A 22,545-nucleotide genomic window follows, 5' to 3' on the forward strand; every position below is an offset into this window, starting at 1 on the left:
CGGGCGTGGCTAGCGGGCCCGACCGGTGACCGGGCCGGGCTCATCCGCCGGGCGGTGCCCCGCCCAGTGGAGCAGCAACAGGCTGGCCAGGGCGGCGAGGGCGCACCAGGTGGAGACGAAGGCGAGGTGCCAGAGCAGGGCGCAGACGACGGCGCCCGCACCGGTGACGAGACCGAGACGGCGGAGCAGGCGGTCGCCGCTCACCAGGAGGGAGCCGACGGTGGCGAGGAGGTAACCGGCCAGCAGGAGGGCCGGGTACGGGATGCCGACCGCGTAGCCCAGGGTGTGGCCGTGCACGGCGGCCGTCACCGGATGGGAGCCGACGGCCACGGCCAGCGGGACGGCGACCGCCGCACCGAGCAGGGTGAGCGCGGCGAGCACCCGTCGGCGCGGTCCGACGGCGGCGCACCACACGGCGGCCGGGACCAGGACGGGCAGCAGCGGCAGGGCGACCACCGCCCAGGCGGTGCGGGCCGCTCCGGCGAGGCCGTCCGGCAGCCCGCCGTCCGTACCGAGCCAGACCAGCGCCTCGATCAGCTGGTGCACACCCAGCACCAGGGGGAGCGCGGCGAGCGGCAAACGCTCGGGACGGCCGGCCCGACGGGCACGGACCACACACGCCACGCCCGTGACCGCGACCAGCCCACCGGCCACGGCGTCCGCCTGCGCGCTCCAGCACATCGCGGCCTAGCCGGTGCTCCCGGGGCGGTCGTCCCCCTCGGGCCCCTGCTCCGCTCCGTCCCCGGCCTTGTCCTCCGGTTCGTCCCCGGCTTCGTCCCCGGGTTCGTCCTCCGGTGGCGCCCCGATGCTCTCCAGGGTGTCGCGTGCGGTCCCGGGCATCGCCGGATGGCGGCCGATCACGATCACCCCGATCACGATCGCCAACAGCCCGACCGACTGCCACGCCAACGCCCCCGGGGTCACCCGCAACCGGTCACCGAGGAAACCCACCGCGCAGGCGATCCCGGCCAGCGGCTGGGCGGCGGTCAGCGCCGGCAGGGACATCCGCAGCGGCGCGGCCTCGAAGGCGCTCTGCACCAGCAGCAGCCCGACCACCCCCGCCACCACCACCGCGTACGGCTGCCAGCTGCGCAGCACCGCGGCCAGGCCCTCGTGGTCGAGGCGCTGGGTGGTGGTCCGGGTCAGCGCGTCCTGGAGGCCGTAGAGCAGCCCGGCGGCGAGCGCCAGCAGGGTCGCCTCCTCGAACAGCGGCAGCCGACGGGCCAGCGAGACCAGCAGCACCACCAGCCCGACCACGGTGCCCACCACCAGCCAGTGCCGCAGCTCCCCGGCGGGCGGCCCCCCGCCGGTCGGCCGCCCGGCCACGATGAAGGCCGTCACCCCGAGGGCCAGCAGCGCCACCCCGGCCCAGCCGGAACGGCCCAGGGTCTGACGGGTCAGCACCCGGGCCAGCGCCATCGCGAAGATCAGATTGGTGGCCAGCAGCGGCTCGACCAGCGACACCTCGCCCTGGTTGAGCGCGAACGCCGAGAGGATCAGCCCGCTGACCATGAACCCGGTGCCGAGCAGCCACTGCGGCATCCGCATCAGGTCCAGCAGCAGCCGCCAGCGCAGCAGATCGGAGCGCGGGGCTTGCTGAGCCGCGTGCTGCTGGAGGACGAAGCCGAGCCCCAGACAGCAGGCCGCGCTGAGAGCGAGGAGGAAGACCGCCACGGAGGGACCACCAGGTTGTCGCTGCCCGCGCCGCGCCGACGAGTCCGAGAGGTGGGTCGGGCGTCGCGGCCGCTCCCGTCAGCCTACCGCCGGGCCGGTGCCCGGGCCGATCGCACGACACGCCCGCGGCGGGGCGGGCCACCAGGCCCTCCGGCAGCGCTTGCCGCCATCGGCAGGGCAGGCGCACGCTGGTGTGAGCGGCCGCCACGGGCCACCGTCCGTGCCGGTCCGGACAGGCGCGACGGGGGCCGCCGCCAGGAGGTGTGGCATGCACAACCAGTGGGACGTGGAGCTGAGGTTCGAGGAAGACGGCGTGCACACGGCGTGTGACGCCAGGCTGACCGGCGCCAGGGCGCCCGGCCTGAGCGCGCACGGCGAGTCCGTGAAGAGCGCGGACGACCGTCCGCTCGCCAGGATCGGCGAGGAGGTCGCGGCCTCCCGCGCCCTGGAGGAACTGTCCCGCAAGCTGCGGGCCCAGGCGACCGGGGAGATCGACGACGAAGGGCACCGCCCGGGCTACCTGATCTACTGAGCCCCCACCGGCGCCACCCTCCCGTCCCGGACCGCAGCGGCCTCGGGCAGTCCTGTAGGCGTGCGCTCGACGTGGACGGCGTCCACGGAGGCGCGTTCCAGCGAAGGTACGCCATGGCCTCGGAGGGAGGAGGGCCATCACCGGACCGGCCTGTCCGGTCGTCGGCCCTACCGGCGCCACCACGGGTCTCGGAGGACGTCGTCCGGGTCGGTGGCGCAGTTGGTGCCGCTGACCACCTCGTGGGCGGGAACGTCCCAGCCGACGACACCCGGAGCCTGACGGTCCAGCTCGACCAGCCGGGCGCGCTGCGGGCCGGCGCCGGTGTCGACGTCGCACATCAACACGCTCGTCCAGGACCGGCCGTCGAGGGCGGCGACGACCGAGAGCACCGGAAGCACCACCAGGGAGAGCAGCAGCGCCGCGACCCGTACCGCCTCGACGGCCCGGGGCCCGAAGGCCACGGCGGTCCGGCCGGTGCGCCGGCCGGTGTCGGCCGAGCGCGCGCCCGTCCGGTACTCGGCCACCACGCCGAGCCGCAACAGGTAGCCCAGGACGCCCGCGGCCACACCCCACCACAGCCCGTTGAACGCCCCGACCACCACCCCGAGCGCCCCCGGCAGGATCGCCGCCCGCGCCGCCGTCTCCGCCAGGGCCCGCCCCTGGCGCCGGGCGGCCCCGCCGTGAGCGGCCCGGTAGGCGTAGCCGATGTAGGAGAGCACCGCCGCCAGCACGACCGCCAGCACCGGCTCGGCGAAGAACATCCCGATGACGACGTCCACCCAGTTCGCCGGCCCCATCGCCAGCAGCGCGTCCCGGGCCGCGTCCCCACCCCCGAGCGTCCACGCCAGCTTCAGCACCGGAATGGCGAACACCACCGCCGGCGCCATCACATGAGCCGCACTCACCTGCGCCGCGCCGCCGCCCCGCGTCCCTTCGGTCATCCGGCAACGCTACGCACGCCCCCCGCACCCCCACACCTCCGACACCCACCCCTGCACCTCGTGGCCTAACCCCCCCACCAACGACGCCGGCCAGCTGTATCCGGTCCCTACTCCCGGCCCCCTTCCGGAACGGGGTCCCACATCCTGCCGCCTGGCCGACTTCCTGCGCCGTTACTCAGGTTGATCCTTGACCAACGGGGTGGGGGCGTGCTCACCGGGGCGCTGATCGCTGTGGTCCGGTTCGGTCGCGTTCGATCAGCGTGGCGGGGAGCTTGACGGTTCTGCCTACGTCGCAGGGGGTGGCCTTCGTCCGGTTCGGGATGCCGGGTGGCCGGCCGGGGCCGGGCGTGCTGGGTTTGGGCGCACGGGCCGGACTGGGCAGGTGGGGGTCGGATGTTCCGGAACCCCCGGCGGACGCGGGTCGGCGTCAGCGCGACGCCGGGGCGGCTGGTCTTCTCCCAAGGGCGGCGCTGGTCGGCGGCGAGTGGGGCGGCGAGGCGGAGCTGGGTGTGGGCGACGATCACGAGCCAGGTCCAGCGGTCCGCGGCCTCCGGGGAGCGGAGCCTGGGTCGGGCCCAGCCGAGGGTCTGCTTGAACAGGCGGCAGGTGTGCTCCGGGTCGAATCTGCGCAGGTAGCTCGACCAGATGAAGTCGACGTCATCGGCGGTGGCGCCCGTCTTGGAGGACCACAGCCAGACCGGTGGCGCGTCGCGGTCGCCGGGCAAGTGGTCGACCTTCAGCCGGATCAGGGTGCCCTCGACCAGCGGGAGTTCGCCGTCGTCGCCGATCCAGGCGGAGCGGTGGGTGAGGTAGGGGTGGACCCGGTCCCACGCCGTCGTCTCGGCCTTGCCGTAGCGCGGGGTGTCGTTCCTGGTGGTCAGCGTGGGTTCGGGCCAGGCGGCGGGGTCGGCGAGTGGGAAGCGGGGCCCGCGCTTCGGGGGCCCCGCCCTTCGGGTCGTAGACGTAGGCGGGCTTCGCCAGTCGCAGGACGCGGTCCGAGCGCAGGCGGCCGACGACCTCGACGGGCAGGTCCCGCAGCACGTACGCGAGGCGCATCGGGTCGTAGCCCGTGTCCATCACGATCACGATGTCCGGGTCGCCGTCGCGCCACTGACCCGCGGCGACCAGGCGCCGGACCACCTGCCGCAGCTGGGCGGCGGTCACCAGCGCAGCATCGTCGCTCGGGCCGAGGCGGACCACGTCCAGGACCTGCGTCCACGAGGTCCGGTCCGGGGTGAGCGCGGTGACGAACGAGTAGGGCCAGCCCGGCACCACGTGGTTGGACGCCTGGCCAGCGCGGCCGTGGACCAGGCAGAACAGCCGCTCGGGCGAGCAGGCGGCGTCGGAGCGCAGCCACGGCGAGACGTCCACGGTGAGCACGATCCGGCCCGCGAAGCGGGGCAGTGGCAGCTCGGCCAGCAGGTCCCGCAGCAGCTCGGTGTCCAGACGGCCGTGGTCGAGCGCGCCGTACAGGGAGCCGTAGCCGCGGTGGTGCTCGGCGGTCAGTGACAGCTCCACCGGCGTACGGGTGGGCGCATCCGAGCACAGCAGCGTGTCGGTCGGCTCAAAGAACGCGTCCGCCCGCGCGGACAGGCTGGCGTAGTAGTCCTCCCGGAAGAGTGACAGTTCCACGAACATGTCTCGCCGGGTGGCAAGTCGGAGCACACTCATCGGCACGGCCCCGTCGTCGATTCCTCGATCTCCTCGCAGAGTCAGGATCACGACCGGGCCGTCCCCATGTCCGCCGATCACCCGAACGAGTGAGCCATCGACGAGCGCAATCAGGGCCCGATGCCAAGGAACAAGCTAAATCAAACCGGGGAGGCCGGCTTGTCGGTGCTCGGACCTACTATGCGGAGCATGACGCGATATATCGACGAGGATCTGCACAGTGCGGAGTTCCGCGAGTGCGATCTGACCGGGGCGCGCCTGATCGGCGTCGTCATGCAGGATGCCGTGATCGACGGGCACGTCACCAACCTCGTAGTGAACGGTGTCGAGGTCACCGAGTACGTCGAGGCAGAGCTCGACCGGCGTCATCCGGTGCGGGTGCTGATCCGCTCCGAGGACCCTGACGATCTGCGCGAGGCATCGCGTCAGCTCCATGCCGGCTGGGCCGCCACGATCGAGCGAATCCGCCGTACGCCCGGCATCGAGCGCCGCAGCGTGAACGACGAGTGGTCGGCGGTGCAGACGATGCGCCACCTGGTCTTCGTCCACGACTCGTGGTTCCGCCGCTGCTGCCTGGGCTCGACGGAGCTGTTCACGCCGATGGGCATTGGGCCGACCGTCGAGCCCTACCGTGGAGCGCACGGGCTTGACCTCTCGCTCGATCCGGCCCTCGACGAGATCGTGAGCGTGCGTGACGCGCAGGCCGCCGAGCTTGAGGCCTGGCTCGATGAGGTCACCGCCGTGCAGCTCGCAGCGCGAGCGCCGGTTCCCGACGACGATGTCTGGCCGCCGTACGCCCGGGGCCGCTTGGTGCGGCAGTGCCTCGGCACGGTGCTCAAGGAGACCTTCGAGCACCACACCTTCTGCGTTCGCGACCTCGACCTGATCGAGGCACAGGACGCCGAGTAGGGCCGACTACAGACAACGTGCACCCAAGCCGACCCGCCCGGGCCCAGGCCGGCCGCCCGGCGTCCCGAACCGGACCAAGCCCCCCGCTGCGACGTGGGCAAGACCGTCAAACGCCCCGCCACGCTGATCGAACGCGACCGGACCGGACCGGTCCGCTCACACCCGCCCCGCTAGCGAAACCGAGCCGCACCATAAGGAACAAGCTCAGGTTGAACCCGCCTCGCTGCAGAGGCTGAGAGCCGTCGATCCGCGGGTACGCCCTCGTCGTGCGATACGTGCGCGGCGTCGGTCCACCATCCAGGAGTAAGAACTCCTAACGAAATGATCTTCGATGGTCGGTTCCAGTCGCTGGGGTGCCATCGGGCAGCATGGGGGCGATGAACTCGGATGAGCCGGTGCCTCGGGAGTTGAAGGTCCTCGATACGACCTCGCTGGTCAGGCTGGAGGAGCAGGCATGCGAGCTCGGCCTCAACCAGCGGTTGAACCCGGCATGGGTGCAGGCGAATGCGGCGCCCGATGGAACCCAGGCTCAGGAAGGCCTCGTGGATGTCATCGCGGATCTCCCAGCGGATGCGCAGGTGTCGGAACCAGTGCAGGTGGGCGAAGGCGCTTTCCACAACCCAGTGTTGAGTGCCGAGTCCGGAGCCGTGCTCGGTGCCTCGGCGGGCGATGAGCGGCTTCACGCCGAGGTTCCAGGCCAGGCGGCGGTACTTGTCGTGGTCGTAGTCGCGGTCGCCGAGCACGGCGTCGGGCCGGCGCCGGAGCCGGCCGCGCTTGCCGCGAACGGACGGCAGTGCCTGAAGCAGTGGAATGAGCTGGGTGACGTCATTGCGGTTCCCGCCGGTCAGGGGGCGGAGAGCGGGATACCGTTGGCGTCGGTGATCAGGTGGTGCTTACTGCCCGGCCGCAGTCGCTCGCTTCCCGGGCTGAGTGAGTGGCAGTTTGCTTAAGTGGAGCGGGAGATGGAGTGATGTCCGCTCCCGTCGACGGGTCTCGATCGTCACCCTGATCTGCTGCAAACCCGGCGAACAGTCCCGGTGGGACGACGGCCGGGGCAAGCGCAAGGCCTGCAAGAGCTCCGCCCGGACTGATCGCCTCCCTGTCCCGACCGGCCGCCTGTGAAGCGCCTGCTGCCTGGCTGGCGGGTGCGCGAGGGCTTGTCGCGAAAGTGGATCTCGGCGGTGAAACGATCACGCTCCGTGGGACATGGAGATCTGACGAACAGTCAGTTGACGTGGTTTGAACCGTTGCTGCCACAGGGCATCAAGCCGGGCCGACCGCAGGCGTGGACGCGGCGGAGACTGATAGGCGGCATGCGGTGGCGGATCCGGGCCGTGCCTCCTGGTGTGACTGAGTGGGGGGACGTGAGAAGTCGGATGGGCCGACTTCTCATGCTGCGGGGGTACGTGGTCAGGGGTGGTGGGTGGGGGTGAGGAAGGTGGTGAGGCGGGGGTTGAGGTCGTGGGGGGCGGCCATGGGGAGGTTGTGGTGGGAGGTGGCCGGGATGATGGCGACTTCGGCTCGGGGGAGGGTGTGGCGGGCGGTTCGGGCGACGGCGTGGGGGTCGTGGGTGCGGCTGTGGGCGGCGAGGAGGGTGAGGACGGGGGTGGTGAGGGTGCGGAGGCGTTCGGGGGTGGGGCGGGGGCCGGTGACGACGGGGGAGGCGGGGAAGTCGGCGTAGCCGAGGGCGTAGAGCTCGCGCCAGGCGGGGTCGGGGCCGGGGGTGGTGCCGGTTTCCCAGTCGAGGTAGGCGCGGGCGCGGGCCGGGGTGCGGTGGGGGAGGAAGAGAGGGAGGGCGCGCAGCAGGTAGCCGGGGCGGAAGCCGGCGAAGCACTGGGTGGGGTCGAGCAGGGCGAGCCGGCCGACCCGGGTGGGGGCGTGCAGGGCGTACTCCAGGGCGATCCAGCCGCCGTAGGAGTGGCCGCAGAGGTCGGCCTGTTGGACGCCGAGTCCGTCGAGGACGGCGTCCAGCCAGCCGAGCAGGCCGGGGACGCCGTCGAGGGCGGCGCCGTCGTGGACGCTGCGGCCCGGGTCGCCGATGAGGTCGACGGCGAGGACGCGGTGTCCTGCTTCGGCCAGGGCGCCGGCGTTGGCGAACCACAGGGTGGAGGTGGCGCCGCCGCCGTGGAGCAGGACGAGCGGGCGGCCGTCGGCGGGGCCGCAGGCGTTGATCCGGGTGGTGCCGTGGGCGGTGCGGACGGTGAGCGCTTCGACCGGGACGGGCCAGCGGGCGAGCAGGGCGTCGTAGGCGGCGAGGAAAGGGGCGGTGCGGGCGGACATGAGGGCCTCCGCGGGTGTGGTGTGATGGCGGCCGAGTCGGCTGGACCACTCGCCGGGCAAGTGTCGTGGTGAACGAGTATTACGCTGAACACGTATCGTGCTGAACAAGTATCTCGCTGAGCGAGAGAATAGTCGCACATGCCCTCCCCGAGGAAGGACGACAGGGTGTCCGAGGTTGCCGACCCGATGCGGCTGGTGCACCTGCTGCGTGGCCTGACGGTCGAACTCGACCTGTTCGGCGCCGAGTTCGCGGCCCGCAACGGTCTGCATCCGACCGATCTGCGGGCGCTGATCCACCTGCTGGACGCGGCCAGGGTCGGGGAGGTGGTCACCCCGGGCCGGCTCGGCGAGGCGCTGGGGCTGAACTCGGCGGGCACCACCGGCCTGGTGGACCGGCTGGAGCGGCTCGGGCTGATCCGGCGCGAGCGGGACCCGCGGGACCGGCGCCGGGTGCGGCTGCTGGTGGAGGAGCGGGCGATGGAGCTGGGGGAGGGCTTCTTCGGCGGGTTGATCGGCGATCTGGTCGCGGCGATGCGGCAGTTCGAGCCAGCGGAGCTGGACACGGCCCGACGCTTCCTGACGGCGATGACCGGGGTGGTGGCGGCCGCCCGGGAGAACTGAGCGTCCAGGGAGGGCCGGGGCTACGCGGGGCCGAGAGTCCAGCTGATCACCGACAGCGTCGCCATCGACACCAGCGTCGACCAGAGCACCGCGTCCCGCGCGAGGGCAATGCCCTGCCGGTACTCGCGGGCGTAGGTGTACACGTTCTGGGCGGTGGGCAGCGCGGAGAACAGCACCACGGTGAGCAGTTGGTGCGCGGGCAGGTGGAGCAGCGGGCCGGCCACGGCGAGGGCCACCAGCGGCTGGACCAGGGTCTTGAGCGCGACGGTCAGCCCGACCTCGGTGCGGCGCGGACGGCCCTCCGCCGGCGGGCGGTTGTGCAGCGATATGCCGAGGGTGATCAGCGCGGTCGGGACGCCGGCGCCGCCGAGCAGTTCGCAGGAACGATTCAGCTCGGCGGGCAGGTGCACGCCGGTCGCCGAGGCGAGGGCGCCCAGGGCGGTGGCCAGCAGGATCGGATTGCGGACGGGCAGGGTGAGCAGCGCCCGCCGCCCGGCCGCGCCGCCGTCCAGGACGGCCAGGACGGCGGGGGTGACCACCAGGATTTGGAACAGCACCACGGGCGCCACGAAGGAGGCGTCGCCGAGGACCTGCATGGTCACCGGGATGCCGAGGTTGGCCGAGTTGACGTAGCCGGAGGCCATCGCGCCGACGGCCAGTTCGCCGGGCTTGCGGTGGAACAGCAGCCGCCCGACGAGCAGACCGAGGCCGATCGTGACCACCGTGCCCGCCGTGAAGGCGAGCATCGAGGCGTTGGCGAAGCGGTCCAGCGGGGTGCGGGCGATCATCAGGAACAGCGCGGCCGGCATCGCCACGTGGAAGACGAACCGGTTGAGCACCGTCTCGGCCTGCGGCCCGAGCAGCCCAGTGCGGCCGACGACGTAGCCGACGCCGGTGAGCGCCCAGATCGGCGCGAAGGCGGACAGCAGGGGGTGCAGGGCTGGCATGGTTCCTCGGATCGCTCGGGCGGATCTGCCGGTGCGACGGGGGTCTCCCGTCGGGGGCGCCGACTCCCGAGCGCGGTGACCCCCCCGAAGCCCATGAACCCCCGGGGCAGTAAACCAGTGGCCGTCGGCGAGGTGATCAACGGGTCTGTCGCGGGCACGCCAGCCGGGGCGGGCCGTCGGCGGGATCGGCGGGCCAGGCACGAGGTCGACTGCCAAGGAACGCGGCCGACCGCCAGGAGCGACGCCGACCGCCCGGGCCTACGATGAGCCGATGGAGGACCAGTACCTGAGCCTGTCCGAGGTGGAGGCGATCGCGCGCCGGGCCCACCGGGGGCAGGTGGACAAGAACGGCCACCCGTACGGCGAGCACATCGCGGCGGTCGCCCACGGGACGGCGGCGCGCGGCGGCAGCGCGGCGCAGGTCGCGGCGGGCTGGCTGCACGACACCGTCGAGGACGACCGGCTGAGCCGGGAGTGGCTGGCCGGGGCCGCGCTGCCGGAGGAGACCAAGGCGATCGTGGACGCGCTCACCCGGCGCCGGGACGAGCCGGTCGAGGAGTACACGGCTCGCATCCTGGCCACGCCGGGCGCGCTGCTGGTCAAGCGCGCGGACCTGGCGCACAACTCCGATCCGGCCCGCCTCGCCGTGCTGGACCCGGCGACCGCCGAGCGACTGGCCGCCAAGTACGCGCGGATGCGCGAGCTGCTCGGACTCACCGGCGAGCTGTAGTCCGCGAGCTGTAGTCCACGAGCTGTAGTCCCCGAGCCGGGGGCCAAGGAACCGGGGCCCAAGGAGCCGGGGCCCGAGAGCCCGCCGCCCACGGGCGTCGGAGAACCACAAGAGGGCCCGGACCACGCGGATCGCGCGGGTCCGGGCCCTCTCGGGCACCCCGGTGGTCCCTGTCCGACCCCCGGGGTGAGGGGGAGTGGTCAGGTGACGGTCGGAGGCTGGTGGGCCGATGGGGTCGGCTTAGTACCAGTGGTTGGCCTGCCAGAAGTTCCAGGCGGCGTTCGGGCTGCCGTAGCGGGTGTTCATGTAGTCCAGCGCCCACTTGATCTGGGTGGCCGGGTTGGTCTTCCAGTCCGAGCCCGCCGAGGCCATCTTGGAGCCCGGCAGCGCCTGGGCCAGGCCGTACGCGCCGGAGCTCGCGTTGGTCGCGGACACGTTCCAGCTCGACTCGTGGGCGATGATCTGGCTGAAGGAAGCCAGCTGGTTGGCCGGGACGATCTGGGCGGCGATGGCCTGCGGGGAGGCGGTGGCGGCGTTCGCGGTGGCGGGCAGGACACCCGCGCCCAGGGCGGTCAGACCGGCGGCGCCGGCGAGGATCGCGGCGGAAGTGCGCATACGGAGCTTGAAAGCGGGCATAAAGAGCAGGACCTCAATCGGGTTGGGCCGGGTCACTCCCCGCCGCGGACCTCGGCCGGACAGGGGCCGTAACGGTCGCGGGGTCGTGACCCGGCAGCAAGCCGTTCACCGGCGGGACAGGTGCCGGTGCGGCTGACGACTGAGCCATTGTTGGCAGACGGCATCGGCCCCCGCCAAGACCCCCTCGGTACGACCCACGGTCGTACGGAAGGGGCCGCCGTGGATTCGAAGGGGCGGTCGCGCGGAGCGTGCGGAGCGGGGGTGAGCTGCGCGAACGCGGGGGGTGCCGGGGTGGCGCGGGCGTTCCGGGGGTGTCTACTACCGCCCGTCGTGGGTGTTGATCACGTGTGAGCGCACTCACCGTGCGGGGCTCGGCGGGCGTCACTCGCCGGCCCGGTCGAAGCACGGTGGGTACAGACGATCAACCCCGCGTTGAGACCGGCGCCACACCCGAGCGGCGGGATCGGCGCGACATCGCCGCGCCAAGCGGCGGGAGGTGGGAGGCGGGTCCTAGCGGAGGTCGCCCAGCCGTCGGTGCCGGACGGCCCGGGCCGCGAGCCGGTCCGCTTCGGTGGTCGCCGACAGAGCGCCGAGCGCCGCGCCGACCGCGTGCCCGAGCCGGGCGCAGAAGGCCGCCGGCTCCTCGGCGGCGTCGGGCAGCTCCGGGACCACCTCGTCGACCAGCCCGACCTCGGCCAGCCGGTGCGCCCCGATCCCCTGGGCGCGGGCCAGCTCGGCGGCGTGCGCGCCGTCCCGGTGGACGATCGCCGAGGCGCCCTCCGGCGGCAGCGGCGCCAGCCAGGCGTGCTCGGCGGCGATCACCCGGTCCGCCGGGAGCAGCGCGAGCGCCCCGCCGCCCGAGCCCTGGCCGAGCAGCACGGCCAGGACGGGGGTGCGCAGCGCGAGCAGGGTGGTCAGGCAGTGGGCGATCTCCACCGCGATGCCGTCCAGCTCGGCCTGGGCGGACAGCTCGGCGCCGGCCGTGTCCACCACGGTGACGAGCGGAAGTCCGAGCTGCTCGGCCAGGCGCGCGGTGCGCCGTACGGCCCGCAGGTCGGCGGCGGTGAAGGGGCGTTCGTGCTCGGGGGTCTGCCGCTGCTGGCCGACGACCAGGACGGGCCGGCCGCCGAGCAGGGCCAGCGCCCGGACCAGTGCGCCGCCGCGCCCGCCGGGGGCGTCCAGCAGCACCAGCTCCTCGGCGGTGTGCCGCAGCAGCTCGCGGGTGCCCGGGCGGTCGGGGCGCCGGGTGCGGAGGACGGAGTCCCAGGCGTCGGGGCGCCCATGAGTGGGGACGGGCACGGGGGTCGGAGAGGCGGTGGGGTCTGTAGGAGGGGACGGCGGTGCGGCGGCGAGGACGGCGAGGGTGCGGCGGAGCAGCTCGCGCAGCTCCTGCGGCGGTACGACGGCGTCCACCAGTCCCTGGCCGGCGAGGGTCTCGGCCCGCTGGACGTCCGGCGGCAGTTCCACGCCGCGCAGCTCCTCGTACACGCGCGGGCCGAGGAAGCCGAGCCGGGCGCCGGGCTCGGCGAGGACCAGCTGTCCGAGCGTTCCCCAGGAGGCGAAGACCCCGCCCATGGTGGGGTTGCGCAGATAGGTGAGGTAGGGGAGGCCGGCGGCGCGGTGCGCCTGGACGGCGGCGGTGATCCGCAGCATGCAGAGGAAGGCCGCCGAGCCCTCCTGCATCCGCGTCCCGCCGGAGACGGGCAGGGCGAGCAGCGGCAGCCGCTCGGCGGTGGCGCGCTCGACGGCGCGGGTGATCCGCTCGGCGGTGGCGACGCCGATCGAGCCGCCGAGGAAGCCGAACTCGGAGGCGATGAGGGCGACCGGCCGGCCGTCGATCGAGCCGACGCCGGTGAGGACGGCCTCGTCCAGGCCGGTGCGCTCGCGGGCGCGGTCGAGGGAGGCGCGGTAGTCGGGGTCGGGCCGGTCGACGACCGGTGGCTCGTCCCAGCCGCGGAAGCCGCCCGGATCGACCAGCAGGCCGATCAGCTGGTGGGCCGTCAGTGCCGTGCCCGAGCCCGTACCCATGCCCACCCCGTCAGAGTCGTTCCGGCGATCGTTCCGGTGATTGCTCCGGCGGTCGTTCCGGCGGTCGTCCCGGCCCCGCCGTGATCCGTCCGGCTAGGCGGCACTCTATGCGGCACGGTCCGGTCGGGACAGCTCCGACATGAGTTCGATGGCGGTCGACCCTTGCGCCGGACGGGCGGTTCGTGGGCGTTTCGCGGACGGCTCCGGGGGAGGGGCGCGGGGCTCGGCGTACGGCTCAAGTCCTCGTAGGTAAAGGGTAGTTACTCGCTGGTTAATAGTTTTTCTGAGGGCTTCCGGAGCTGACGGTGTCTCGTCAGACTGGTGGACATGACTCGCACTCTACGCGCGTGGAAGACCCGCGCCGCCGCCGTCACCGCCGTCGCCCTGATGACCCTCGCCCCGGTCGCCGTCGCCACCGAGGCGCACGCCGACGTGAGCGGCTCGGTCTGCCTCTCCGCCCTCCCGTCGCAGGCCACCGACACCCTCAACCTGATCGCCTCCGGCGGACCGTTCCCCTACTCCCAGGACGGGGTGGTCTTCCAGAACCGGGAGGGCGTCCTGCCCAGCGAGTCCTACGGCTACTACCACGAGTACACCGTCATCACCCCGGGCTCCCCGACCCGCGGCGCCCGCCGGATCGTGACCGGGCAGGCCAACCAGGAGGACTACTACACCGGCGACCACTATGCCACGTTCTCGCTGATCGACCAGACCTGCTGACCGTCCGCTGATCACCCCGGGGCCGTCCCCGGACGCTCCGACACGACGGTGGCCTCGGCTGGCTTCCCCGCCGAGGTCACCGCCGTGCGGCCGTATCCGCAGCGGTAGCCGCTGCCCCCAGCTCAGAGCTCGGACGGCCCCCAGGCGCCCACCGCCAGCTCGTCCCCCACCCGCAGCGTGCCGGGCCGCAGCACCGCGAACTTGCTGCCGAACGCCACCCCGCCCGCCGCCGCCCGGCGGTACCGGGCCAGCGTGCGCAGCGGCTCCGGGCCCGCCTTGGTGCCGTGGGACTGGTCCACCATCGTCACCGCGCAGCGGATCGCGAGCTTGGCGTAGCCCAGTTCGGCCCCGCCCACCTCGATCCGGCGGGCCAGGTCCTCGGTGTGCGGTTCGGACCAGCCGTCCACCACCACGTTCGGGCGGAACCGGTCCATCGGCAGTGGCGGAGTGCCGGAGAGCTCGTTGAAGTACTCCAGCGAGGAGTGCGACACCAGGTGCACGGCGCAGCTGTCCGCGTAGCCCGAGGTGCCCGGGACCAGCCCGTCGGTCACCCGGTCGTGCTCCGGCGGCACCCGGACCAGTCGGCTGCGCGCGCCCAGCACCCCGGAGAGCCAGTCGGCGGCCTCCTCGCCCTGGTCGATGCCGAAGAACGGCGCACCGAACAGCCGCACCTCGCGGCGCGGGCCCCCGGTGTCCACCGGAACCGACACCGGCTCCGTCCCCGGGGCGGCCAGGGTCAGCGAACGGCCGTCCTCCGCCACCGTCGGGCGGACGGTGGCCAGCACCGGGTCCCGGCGCTGGGAGCGGAACACGCCCTCCTCGTCCACCACCATGAACGCCCGGTCGTGGGCCAGCCCGGCCCGGGTGAGCTCCGCCTGCGCGGCCGCCACCCCCGCGCAGCCCTTCACCGGGTAGTACCGCAGTTCCGTCACCGTGGCCATCGTCCTGCTCCCCCTTCGCGCCGGCGTGCCGTGCTACGCCCGCGTACCGTCCATCTCGCGAACCCCACAGGGTAGTTGAGCGGGTCGACGGGGGTGGAGGCGGGACGGGGTGGATCCGCCCGCCGCTTGCTAGGGTCGGGGGCATGGCACCACCGAGCAGCGCGAACCCCCCGGGGCGGCTCCGGCGTGACGCGCAGCGCAACCGCGACTTCCTGCTCGCCGCCGCCCGCGACATGTTCTCCCGGCACGGCCTGGACGTGCCGCTGGACCAGATCGCCAAGGAGGCGGGCGTCGGCAACGCCACCCTCTACCGGCACTTCCCGACCCGCGAGGCACTGATCGGCGAGGTGTTCGCGGACGCCGGGGGCGGCCTGGCCGCCGCGGGCGAGGAGGCGCTCGCCGACGCGGACGCCTGGACCGGCCTCGAACGGTACTTCGGGCGGATCTTCGAACTGGTCGCCGCCGACCGGGGCATCAACGACCTGGTCACCCAGGCCATCCCGACCATCCCCGGGATGATCGAGATCAGCCGCGGGCACGCCACCACCGTCGGCGCCCTGATCGCCCGCGCCCAGGAGCAGGGCACCATGCGCCGCGACGTCGTCACCATGGACCTGCTCTTCCTGCTCGGCCCGCTCTGCCGCGCCCTGCCTGCCGCCACCGAGCTGCGCCCCGACCTCTGGCGCCGCTACCTTGCCCTGCTGCTCGACGGCTTCCGCGCCCAGGCCACCCACCCGCTGCCGGTCCCGCCGATCGGGGAGGAGCACCTGGACCGGATGTTCGCGGACCTCTGGGAGGCGGAGCAGCCGGAGCCGTCCTGAGCCCGGGCCCTCCTGAGCCCGAGCCCGCCGCAAGCCCGAGCCTGCTTCCGCCCGTGCCGCATCAGGGACGCGTACGGAAGGACGGGCCCCGCGTCAGAGCCGCGTCAACGGCCCGTGGCCGTACGGGCGCGGGCCGCTTTGCTGGGGTGGAATCGGCGCGGTCCGGTCCGACCCGGTGCGAGGGCACCCGGGCGCGCGGGCGGACGGAGAGGCAGGGCGGGCCATGACGGACAGTGGTGCGGACGGGGGCCGGATCGTGGTCGGCATCAGTGGCTCGTTGGGCAGCCTCGCCGCGCTGCACCGCGCGGTGGCCGAGGCCCGTCGCTCGGACGTCGAGGTGCTCGCGGTGCTCTGCTGGACCCCGCCCGGCGACGAACTCGGCTACCGCCGCACCCCGTGCCCGCCGGTGATCGAGGCCGGCCGCGACGCCGCCGTGGCCCGGCTGCGGCAGGCCCTCGACGAGGCCTTCGCCGGACGCCACGCGGGTGTCCGGCTGCGCTGCCAGGCCGTCCGCGGCGACACCGGCCACACGCTGGTGCGGTGCGCGGACCGGCCCGGTGACCTGCTCGTCCTCGGCGCCGGACGGGAGCGCGGCCGCCTCGCCCGACTGGTGCACCCCTCGGTCACCGCCTACTGCGTCCGGCACGCCGCCTGCCCGGTCCTGGCCGTCCCGCGTCCGCCGCTGCAGCGCGAGCTGGAGGCTCTGGAGCGCGGTGGCGGGCTGCGGGAGCCGGCGGCGGGGACCTGAGGTCAGGCCGGCCTGACGTCAGGCCGGCCCGGCCGCCTCGGCGAGGACGGCGGCGGTCCGCCGGCCGGCGGCCAGGGTGTCGGCGTCGGTGGCCGGAAGGCAGCGGCCGGCCTCGGGGCGGTAGGCGGTCATCACCACGCCGGCGTGGTCGGTGGGCAGTTCGAGGGTCCGTACCGCCGAGCGCTGCTTTGTCAGAGCAGCGCTCAACTGCCGGGTGTGCTCGATGTCCACGATCCCGTCCGCCGTGCCGTGGACCAGCCAGAGCGGGACGGGGGACGGGCCGGCGGCCAGGTGGTCGAGCGGGGCCTCGCCGGTGGTGACGGCCGTGGTCGAGTAGTGCGAGGCGATGCCGACGGCGGCGACGGGCCGTAGCTCGGCGGGGGTGTCCGGGTGGGTGGCCACGGCTATCGCCTCGCGGCCGCCCATCGACCAGCCGGCCAGCACGAAGCGGGCCGGGTCCCCGCCGTGCTCGGCGGCGATCCGGCGGGCCTGGGCCAGCGAGGCGAGCAGTTCGGCGCCGCCGCGGTCCGGCTGCTCGGAGCTCCAGTCCGGGACGAGCACCAGCAGCCCCAGCCCGGCGGCCTCCCGGGCCAGCGGCCGCAGCACGTCGCGCTCGTTCGGGCCGTTGCCGTGCCAGAGCAGCACGATGGGAGCCGGTCCGGCGGTGTCGGCGGCGGGGAGGTGGACGTCCATCAGCCGCCCTTCCGCGTACGGAGCGGCAGTCGGGGCGGCAGGCGGACTGGCCTCGGGTCGAGCGCTCGTCATGCGGGGTTCCCCTCCGGTTCGGTGGATGATCACGGAGCTGGTACTGTACTTCTCGTCGCGAGGGAGGGATTCCTCGTCAGGCGTCAGTGGTGCTACCAGAGCACGTCCTACTTTCAGTAGGAAGAGTCCGTGCGACCCGGGCCTGGCGCTCCAGAGTCGGACAGGGTCCGGTGCCGTTCGTTCGGCTCCGGGCCCTGTCCGCGTTTCCGGGAACAGGGCGACCGCCGGACGACCGTTCGGGACGGGGCGTTCTCAGGACGGCTGGCGGTCGGAGCCCAGCTCGCGGGAGATCCGCAGGCCGACCTGGGCGACCACCGGGCCGAGGGCGCGGACCCGGGCGGCGGTCATCCGTGAGGTGAGGCCGGAGACGGACAGGGCGGCGGTCACCTCGCCGGTGTGGTCGAAGATCGGGGCGGCGACGCAGCGGACCTCGGGCTCGTTCTCGCGGTCGTCGATCGAGTAGCCGCGGGCGCGGATGCGGGCGAGGTCGGCGCGGAGCCGGGGCTCGTCGGCGATGGTCCACGCGGTCACCGGGCGCAGTCCGGCCGCGACCACCTCGGCGACGGCCTCCTCGGGCAGCCAGGCGAGGATCGCCTTTCCGGTGGCGGTGCAGTAGGCGGGGGCCCGGCTGCCGACCCGGGAGGCCATCCGGACGTTGGTCTCGTCCTCGACCTTGTCCAGGTAGACGATCCCGGGGGCCTGCCAGACGGTCAGGTGGACGGTCTCGCCCGCCTCGCGCTGGAGCCGGCGCAGGTGTTCGGCGGCGACGCTGCGCAGGTCGAGGGTGGTCAGGTAGGCCTGGCCGAGCCGCAGGGAGCCGTGGCCGAGCCGGAACCAGCCGGTCTCGCGGTCCCGGTCGAGGAGGTGCTCGTCCAGCAGAGGGCCGGCCAGCCGCAGCACGGTGCTCTTGTTCAGGCCGAGCCCGTCGGCGAGCTGGGCGAGCGGCACGCCGCGCCCGTCGCCGTGGTCGCGGACGTAGCCGAGGACGGCGAGCGCGCGGCGCAGCGAGGAGGACTGGTTGCGTTCGGTCGCGGGTTTCTTGGGCGCCGTCTCCGTCATGGGTCCGTTCCCTGTGTCGTTCTGCCGGTGTTCCCCCGCAGGTCGGCGGCGGTTGTCAGAACGTACCCGGTCGTGACGGGATCGCCTCATCTTCGATACAACGTTGTGCAGTGCAAAACTTTCCCCAACTCCCCCTTGTTGGCGCCGATCGCCCCCGCCTAACGTCCCTGCCATCGAGCAGGCGACGTCGCCCCACCCGAGCGCTGCGCCCTGCCGTACCCCCACCACTTCACCCACCATCGGCCCCGGTCAGGGCCTGCTTCGACGTGCCCGTCCCCGCGGCGGACGTCTCGGCGGCAGCTGTCGGGAGGGGAGGTCTCCACCATGCGACTCATCGGACGGACCGCCGCAGCCGTCGTGCTCGCCGCCGGCTGCCTGGCCGCCACCGCCTGTGCCCCCGGCACCGCCTCGCCGGCGAGCGACAAGGCCGCCGACGACCGGACCGGCACGCTGCAGGTCTGGCTGTACAACGAGGCGGGCAACGCGGCCAAGGAGGCCGTGATCGCCAAGGCCGTGACCGACTTCCAGGCCTCCCACCAGGGCGTCACCGTCAACGTCAGCTACATCGACACCGACGCCTCGGCCCGCGCGGCCAAGATGAAGGGCGCGTTCAACGACCCGAACAGCGCCCCCGACCTGGTCGAGTTCGGCAACACCGACCTGCCCGGCTACGTCGCCGCCGGCGGCCTCGCCGACATCACCACCGAGCTGGACACGTGGCAGGACAAGGGCGACCTCGACCCGGCGATCGCCAAGACCGCCGTGGTGGACGGCAAGACCTACGGCCTGCCCTGGTGGGTCGGCGTGCGCGCGCTGTACTACCGCACCGACCTGTTCACCGAGGCCGGCCTCACCCCGCCGACCTCGTACGCCGAACTGGTCGCCGCCAACCAGAAGATCCACGCCGCCCACCCGGACACCTTCGGCATCGCCGTCGGCGGCAAGTACACCTTCGCCGCGCTGCCCTTCGTCTGGGACGCGGGCGGCGACATCGCCACCAAGGACGGCGCCGCGTTCAAGGCGGCGATCAACTCGCCCGCCTCGCAGGCCGGGATCAAGCGCTACACCGACCTCTTCGGCGCGGACGGCTGCCCCGCCCAGCAGTGCGCGGACCTGACCGGCGGCAAGACCGTCGACCTGTTCGCGGCCGGCAAGTCGGCGATGGCGGTGCTGCTCAACTCCAACCGCGGCAAGGTGGACGCGGGCGCGGTCAAGGGCAAGTACGGCGTGGTGCCGCTGCCCGGCGAGAAGCCCGGCTCGATCGCCCCGGCCTTCGCTGGCGGCAACAACCTTGGCGTGATGAAGGCGGCCAAGCACCGCACGCTGGCCGTCGAGTTCGCCGAACTGCTGGCGAGCCCCGCGTACCAGGAGCAGATGTACGACGCGATGGGCAACCTGCCGACGCTCAAGTCCGTCAGCGGCAAGGTCGCGGCGAAGGACGCGTTCCTGAAGCCCTTCACCGACACCATCGCGGCCGGCACCAGGTTCGTCCCGCTCGACCAGGCGTGGGCGCAGATCGACGCCCAGGCGGTGATCCCGACGATGCTCCAGCAGGTCGTCACCGGCAAGGCGGACGTGGCCAAGGCCTCGGGCGACGCGGCCGCGCAGGTCTCCTCGGCCTTCGCCGCGCACTGACGGCCGACCGCCGGCGGCGGGGGCGCGCCACGACCGCCGCCGCCGGCATGTGAGTCACCGCCACCGTCACCGCCGCCGGCGGCGAGTCACCGGCGCCGCTGCCGGTACCGAGTCACCGCCGCCGGCACCGAGCCACCGGCGCCGCACCGCCGGCCCCCGGCCGCGTACGGACGGCCCCCCTCCCGGTTCGTCTCAGAGAGCAGGTCCCGCACGTGTCCGTATCCACCTCGACCGCCCCGGCGCCGCCTTCCCCGCAGAGGCGCCGTGGGGGAAGGGCGCCGGCCGCACCCCCGGGCGGCCGGCGCCGGCGGCCCCCGCTGCTGCTGCTCCTGCCGGCCGCGGTCATCCTGATCCCGCTGGTCGCCTACCCGATCTACCAGCTCGGCCTGCTGTCCGTACTGGACTTCGGGCAGGCCCAGGCCTCGGGCGGCGCCCCGACCTCCTTCGTCGGCTTCGGCAACTACTCGAAGATCCTCGAGGACGAGCAGTTCTGGACGGTGCTGTTCCAGACCATCGGCTTCGCGGCGTTCTGCGTGGTCGCCACCCTGGCCGTCGGCGCCACCCTCGCGGTGCTGCTCACCAAGGTCGGCCGGTGGCCCCGGCTGGTGCTGACCACCGCGGCGATGGCCGCCTGGGCGGCGCCGGCGATGACCGGTTCGACGGTGTGGAGCTTCCTGTTCGACACCAACCTCGGCCTGGTCAACCACACCCTGGAGGGGCTCGGACTCTCCGGCTTCCACGAGTTCAACTGGTTCTACGACAAGTGGACGGCGTTCCTGATCGTCGGCGCCGTGGTGGTGTGGCACTCCTACCCGTTCGTGATGGTCACCCTCTACGCGGGCATCCGGGCCATCCCGGAGGAGATCATGGAGGCGGCCGCCCTGGACGGCGCCAACACCTGGACCACCTTCCGCCGGATCACCGCACCGATGCTGCGCCCGATCCTGACCATCGTGGTGATCCAGTCGGTGATCTGGGACTTCAAGGTCTTCACCCAGATCTATGTGATGACCGAGGGCGGCGGCATCGCCGGCCAGAACCTCGTGCTCAACGTGTACGCGTACCAGAAGGCGTTCGCCTCCTCGCAGTACGGGCTGGGCGCGGCGATCGGCGTGATCATGCTGCTGATCCTGGTGATCCCGACGGTCCTGTACATCCGCACCCTGCGACGGACGGGGAACGAACTGTGAGCCCGGCGAACTCCCCGGCGAACTCCCCGGCCGTGAAGCCGGCCCGGAACACCGGCGGCCCCCAGGACGGGAGCGGCCCCCGGAACACCGGCGGCCCCCGGAACACCCGGGGTCGGAACACCCGCGGCCGGTGGCGGCTGGCCGCCAACAGCGGCGCGATCGTGCTGGCCGTGGTCACCGCCTTCCCGATCTTCTGGATGGTGCTCTCGGCCTTCAAGCCCAAGGGCGAGATCCAGTCGCTCGACCCCAGGCCGTGGACCGCCCACCCCACGCTGGAGAGCTTCCGTCAGGTGCTCAGCGTGGACGGCTTCGCCCGCTACTTCGGGAACAGCCTGGTGGTCGCGCTGTCGGTGGTGGTGCTGTCGGCGATCGTGGTCTTCCTGGCGGCGGTGGCCGTGACCAGGTTCCGGTTCAAGTTCCGCACCACCATCATGGTGATGTTCCTGATCGCCCAGATGATCCCGGTCGAGGCGCTGACCATCCCGCTGTTCTTCATGTTCCGCGACGCCGGACGGTTCGCCCCAGGCATCGGGCTGAACACCCTGGCCTCGCTGGTCCTGGTGCAGCTGGCGTTCTCGCTGCCGTTCGGGATCTGGATGATGCGCGGCTTCGTCGCGGCCGTCCCGGTCTCGATCGAGGAGGCGGCGCAGATCGACGGGGCGGGCCGGACCCGCATCCTGTGGCGGATCCTGCTGCCGCTGGTGGCCCCGGGCCTCGCCGCGACCAGCGTGTTCTCCTTCATCGCGGCGTGGAACGACTTCGTCTTCGCCAAGACCTTCATCATCAGCGCCACCCAGAACCAGACGCTGCCCTCGGCGCTGCTGGTCTTCTTCAAGCCGGACGAGAACGACTGGGGCGGCATCATGGCGGCGTCCACGCTGATGACCGTGCCGGTGCTGATCTTCTTCATCGCGGTGCAGCGCAAGCTGGTCTCCGGGTTGGCCGGTGCGGTGAAGGACTGATCGCCCGCGCGTGCGGAGCGGCCGGGAGTCCCGTCGTCGTGCGGGACTCCCTGTCGTACGTGAGGGTGGGCGCTCCGGGCGTGGGCGCCGACACCGGTTCAGGAGACGAAGCCGACGATGTCGGTGCCCTTCCGGCTCCGTGCGATCCGCAGCCAGCCGACGACCTCCGCGACGGCCTCGGCCACCTCGCGCTCCGGCACCGGGGCGCGGCCCTCGCGCCCGGCCCGGTCGAACCGGTCCAGCGCCTGCCCGCAGTCCCCGGCCGACCAGGTGCCGCAGGACGGCACCGCGCAGAAGGGCAGTCCGGTGGGAAGGCCGCCGCCGTACTGGAAGTCCGCGACCGAGACGGCGGTGATCCCGTACGCCTTCAGACCGTCGTCGACCACCTCCAGCCAGTTGCCCCGGAACGGGCCGAAGGAGTCGACCTCCAGGGGCTGTCCGACCAGCCAGCACAGCCGCCGGTACGCGTAGCCGTACTGGAAGGCGTGGTCCTCGTTCCCGGAGAAGGGCCCGCCGTGCACCACGGCGCGCAGCGCCTCCAGGGCGGTCGGAGCGCCCTGCGCGATCTCGTCGGCGAAGTGCTCGTCGGACCTGTCCAGGGACGGGCCGAAGTACGCGAGGGCCTCGTCGACCGCTCCGTCGTCGCCGCTGCCGACGCGGGCACGGAGCTCCGCGGGGTCGACCAGGTACGCGCGCAGGAAGGAACTCATATCAGCACGGTAGCGGGCGCAACGG

The 22,545-nt window shown here is 73.1% G+C and carries 22 protein-coding genes and 1 pseudogene; 10 read left to right on the forward strand and 13 right to left on the reverse strand.

Annotated features, from left to right (window positions below):
- Positions 1 to 9: 9 nt before the first annotated feature.
- Both ACFCY1_RS19770 and ACFCY1_RS19775 read right to left on the reverse strand, forming a co-directional pair.
- Positions 10 to 681, reverse strand: a complete 672-nt coding sequence (locus ACFCY1_RS19770; RefSeq protein WP_375875396.1) for a DUF6629 family protein — start codon at positions 679 to 681, stop codon at positions 10 to 12.
- A gap of 6 nt (positions 682 to 687) precedes the next feature.
- On the reverse strand, positions 688 to 1,674 hold the full coding sequence (locus ACFCY1_RS19775) for a DMT family transporter (RefSeq protein WP_375875397.1): 987 nt from the start codon (positions 1,672 to 1,674) through the stop codon (positions 688 to 690).
- A 268-nt stretch (positions 1,675 to 1,942) separates the two neighbouring features.
- Between ACFCY1_RS19775 and ACFCY1_RS19780 the strand changes: the two genes are divergently transcribed.
- Positions 1,943 to 2,206 (forward strand): dsRBD fold-containing protein, encoded by a 264-nt coding sequence (locus ACFCY1_RS19780; protein ID WP_049655929.1) that lies wholly within the window; start codon positions 1,943 to 1,945, stop codon positions 2,204 to 2,206.
- A 167-nt stretch (positions 2,207 to 2,373) separates the two neighbouring features.
- Here the strand turns inward: ACFCY1_RS19780 and ACFCY1_RS19785 are convergent, their stop codons facing one another.
- The gene (locus ACFCY1_RS19785; RefSeq protein ID WP_375875398.1) at positions 2,374 to 3,147 is read right to left on the reverse strand and encodes a hypothetical protein; all 774 of its coding nucleotides are present in this window, start codon (positions 3,145 to 3,147) and stop codon (positions 2,374 to 2,376) included.
- 657 nt (positions 3,148 to 3,804) lie between these two features.
- Positions 3,805 to 4,785: a transposase gene (locus ACFCY1_RS19790; RefSeq protein ID WP_375875399.1), complete on the reverse strand. Its 981-nt coding sequence runs from the start codon at positions 4,783 to 4,785 to the stop codon at positions 3,805 to 3,807.
- 222 nt (positions 4,786 to 5,007) lie between these two features.
- Between ACFCY1_RS19790 and ACFCY1_RS19795 the strand changes: the two genes are divergently transcribed.
- Positions 5,008 to 5,727: a DinB family protein gene (locus tag ACFCY1_RS19795; RefSeq protein ID WP_074004657.1), complete on the forward strand. Its 720-nt coding sequence runs from the start codon at positions 5,008 to 5,010 to the stop codon at positions 5,725 to 5,727.
- A 524-nt stretch (positions 5,728 to 6,251) separates the two neighbouring features.
- On the opposite strand, the pseudogene ACFCY1_RS19800 reads toward ACFCY1_RS19795, so the two are convergent.
- Together ACFCY1_RS19800 and ACFCY1_RS19805 are read right to left on the reverse strand one after the other, a co-directional pair.
- A pseudogene (locus tag ACFCY1_RS19800) lies at positions 6,252 to 6,643 on the reverse strand (transposase); the annotation flags it as partial.
- Positions 6,644 to 7,137: 494 nt separating this feature from the next.
- Entirely contained in the window at positions 7,138 to 8,007 is an 870-nt protein-coding gene (locus ACFCY1_RS19805) for an alpha/beta fold hydrolase (protein WP_375875400.1), read from the reverse strand.
- A gap of 186 nt (positions 8,008 to 8,193) precedes the next feature.
- On the opposite strand from ACFCY1_RS19805, the gene ACFCY1_RS19810 reads away from it, so the two are divergent.
- Entirely contained in the window at positions 8,194 to 8,628 is a 435-nt protein-coding gene (locus ACFCY1_RS19810) for a MarR family transcriptional regulator (protein WP_375875429.1), read from the forward strand.
- Positions 8,629 to 8,648: 20 nt separating this feature from the next.
- On the opposite strand, the gene ACFCY1_RS19815 is transcribed toward ACFCY1_RS19810, so the two are convergent.
- Positions 8,649 to 9,575, reverse strand: a complete 927-nt coding sequence (locus ACFCY1_RS19815; protein WP_049659344.1) for an AEC family transporter — start codon at positions 9,573 to 9,575, stop codon at positions 8,649 to 8,651.
- Positions 9,576 to 9,846: 271 nt separating this feature from the next.
- Here ACFCY1_RS19815 and ACFCY1_RS19820 point away from each other — a divergent pair, with 271 nt between their 5' ends.
- Positions 9,847 to 10,305: an HD domain-containing protein gene (locus tag ACFCY1_RS19820; RefSeq protein WP_049659345.1), complete on the forward strand. Its 459-nt coding sequence runs from the start codon at positions 9,847 to 9,849 to the stop codon at positions 10,303 to 10,305.
- Positions 10,306 to 10,545: 240 nt separating this feature from the next.
- On the opposite strand, the gene ACFCY1_RS19825 is transcribed toward ACFCY1_RS19820, so the two are convergent.
- Both ACFCY1_RS19825 and ACFCY1_RS19830 read right to left on the reverse strand, forming a co-directional pair.
- Positions 10,546 to 10,920, reverse strand: a complete 375-nt coding sequence (locus tag ACFCY1_RS19825; protein WP_241853055.1) for a transglycosylase SLT domain-containing protein — start codon at positions 10,918 to 10,920, stop codon at positions 10,546 to 10,548.
- Positions 10,921 to 11,451: 531 nt separating this feature from the next.
- Positions 11,452 to 12,969: a carboxyl transferase domain-containing protein gene (locus ACFCY1_RS19830; RefSeq protein ID WP_375875401.1), complete on the reverse strand. Its 1,518-nt coding sequence runs from the start codon at positions 12,967 to 12,969 to the stop codon at positions 11,452 to 11,454.
- A gap of 327 nt (positions 12,970 to 13,296) precedes the next feature.
- On the opposite strand from ACFCY1_RS19830, the gene ACFCY1_RS19835 reads away from it, so the two are divergent.
- The gene (locus ACFCY1_RS19835) at positions 13,297 to 13,689 is read left to right on the forward strand and encodes a ribonuclease (RefSeq protein ID WP_375875402.1); all 393 of its coding nucleotides are present in this window, start codon (positions 13,297 to 13,299) and stop codon (positions 13,687 to 13,689) included.
- A gap of 122 nt (positions 13,690 to 13,811) precedes the next feature.
- Here ACFCY1_RS19835 and ACFCY1_RS19840 read toward each other — a convergent pair whose 3' ends face one another.
- Positions 13,812 to 14,630, reverse strand: coding sequence for an MOSC domain-containing protein (locus tag ACFCY1_RS19840; protein WP_049650662.1), 819 nt, complete (start codon positions 14,628 to 14,630; stop codon positions 13,812 to 13,814).
- Positions 14,631 to 14,773: 143 nt separating this feature from the next.
- On the opposite strand from ACFCY1_RS19840, the gene ACFCY1_RS19845 reads away from it, so the two are divergent.
- Together ACFCY1_RS19845 and ACFCY1_RS19850 are read left to right on the forward strand one after the other, a co-directional pair.
- The gene (locus ACFCY1_RS19845; RefSeq protein WP_375875403.1) at positions 14,774 to 15,451 is read left to right on the forward strand and encodes a TetR/AcrR family transcriptional regulator; all 678 of its coding nucleotides are present in this window, start codon (positions 14,774 to 14,776) and stop codon (positions 15,449 to 15,451) included.
- Between the two features lie 223 nt (positions 15,452 to 15,674).
- On the forward strand, positions 15,675 to 16,199 hold the full coding sequence (locus ACFCY1_RS19850) for a universal stress protein (RefSeq protein WP_049650660.1): 525 nt from the start codon (positions 15,675 to 15,677) through the stop codon (positions 16,197 to 16,199).
- A gap of 18 nt (positions 16,200 to 16,217) precedes the next feature.
- Here the strand turns inward: ACFCY1_RS19850 and ACFCY1_RS19855 are convergent, their stop codons facing one another.
- A complete protein-coding gene (locus ACFCY1_RS19855) occupies positions 16,218 to 16,964 on the reverse strand; it encodes an alpha/beta hydrolase family protein (RefSeq protein ID WP_375875404.1) in 747 nt (248 codons plus the stop codon).
- A 252-nt stretch (positions 16,965 to 17,216) separates the two neighbouring features.
- On the reverse strand, positions 17,217 to 18,023 hold the full coding sequence (locus ACFCY1_RS19860) for an IclR family transcriptional regulator (protein WP_049650658.1): 807 nt from the start codon (positions 18,021 to 18,023) through the stop codon (positions 17,217 to 17,219).
- 324 nt (positions 18,024 to 18,347) lie between these two features.
- Here ACFCY1_RS19860 and ACFCY1_RS19865 point away from each other — a divergent pair, with 324 nt between their 5' ends.
- From ACFCY1_RS19865 to ACFCY1_RS19875, 3 genes are all read left to right on the forward strand, one after another.
- The gene (locus ACFCY1_RS19865) at positions 18,348 to 19,658 is read left to right on the forward strand and encodes an extracellular solute-binding protein (protein ID WP_117492337.1); all 1,311 of its coding nucleotides are present in this window, start codon (positions 18,348 to 18,350) and stop codon (positions 19,656 to 19,658) included.
- 212 nt (positions 19,659 to 19,870) lie between these two features.
- Positions 19,871 to 20,848, forward strand: a complete 978-nt coding sequence (locus tag ACFCY1_RS19870) for a carbohydrate ABC transporter permease (RefSeq protein WP_049650656.1) — start codon at positions 19,871 to 19,873, stop codon at positions 20,846 to 20,848.
- 137 nt (positions 20,849 to 20,985) lie between these two features.
- Positions 20,986 to 21,810 carry a carbohydrate ABC transporter permease gene (locus tag ACFCY1_RS19875; protein ID WP_049650666.1) on the forward strand — a complete coding sequence of 275 codons (825 nt, stop codon included), beginning with the start codon at positions 20,986 to 20,988 and terminating at the stop codon, positions 21,808 to 21,810.
- 98 nt (positions 21,811 to 21,908) lie between these two features.
- Here ACFCY1_RS19875 and ACFCY1_RS19880 read toward each other — a convergent pair whose 3' ends face one another.
- On the reverse strand, positions 21,909 to 22,520 hold the full coding sequence (locus ACFCY1_RS19880; protein ID WP_049650655.1) for a hypothetical protein: 612 nt from the start codon (positions 22,518 to 22,520) through the stop codon (positions 21,909 to 21,911).
- Positions 22,521 to 22,545: the final 25 nt, after the last annotated feature.

The organism is Kitasatospora sp. NPDC056273 (genome assembly GCF_042268845.1).
Lineage (GTDB): Bacteria > Actinomycetota > Actinomycetes > Streptomycetales > Streptomycetaceae > Kitasatospora.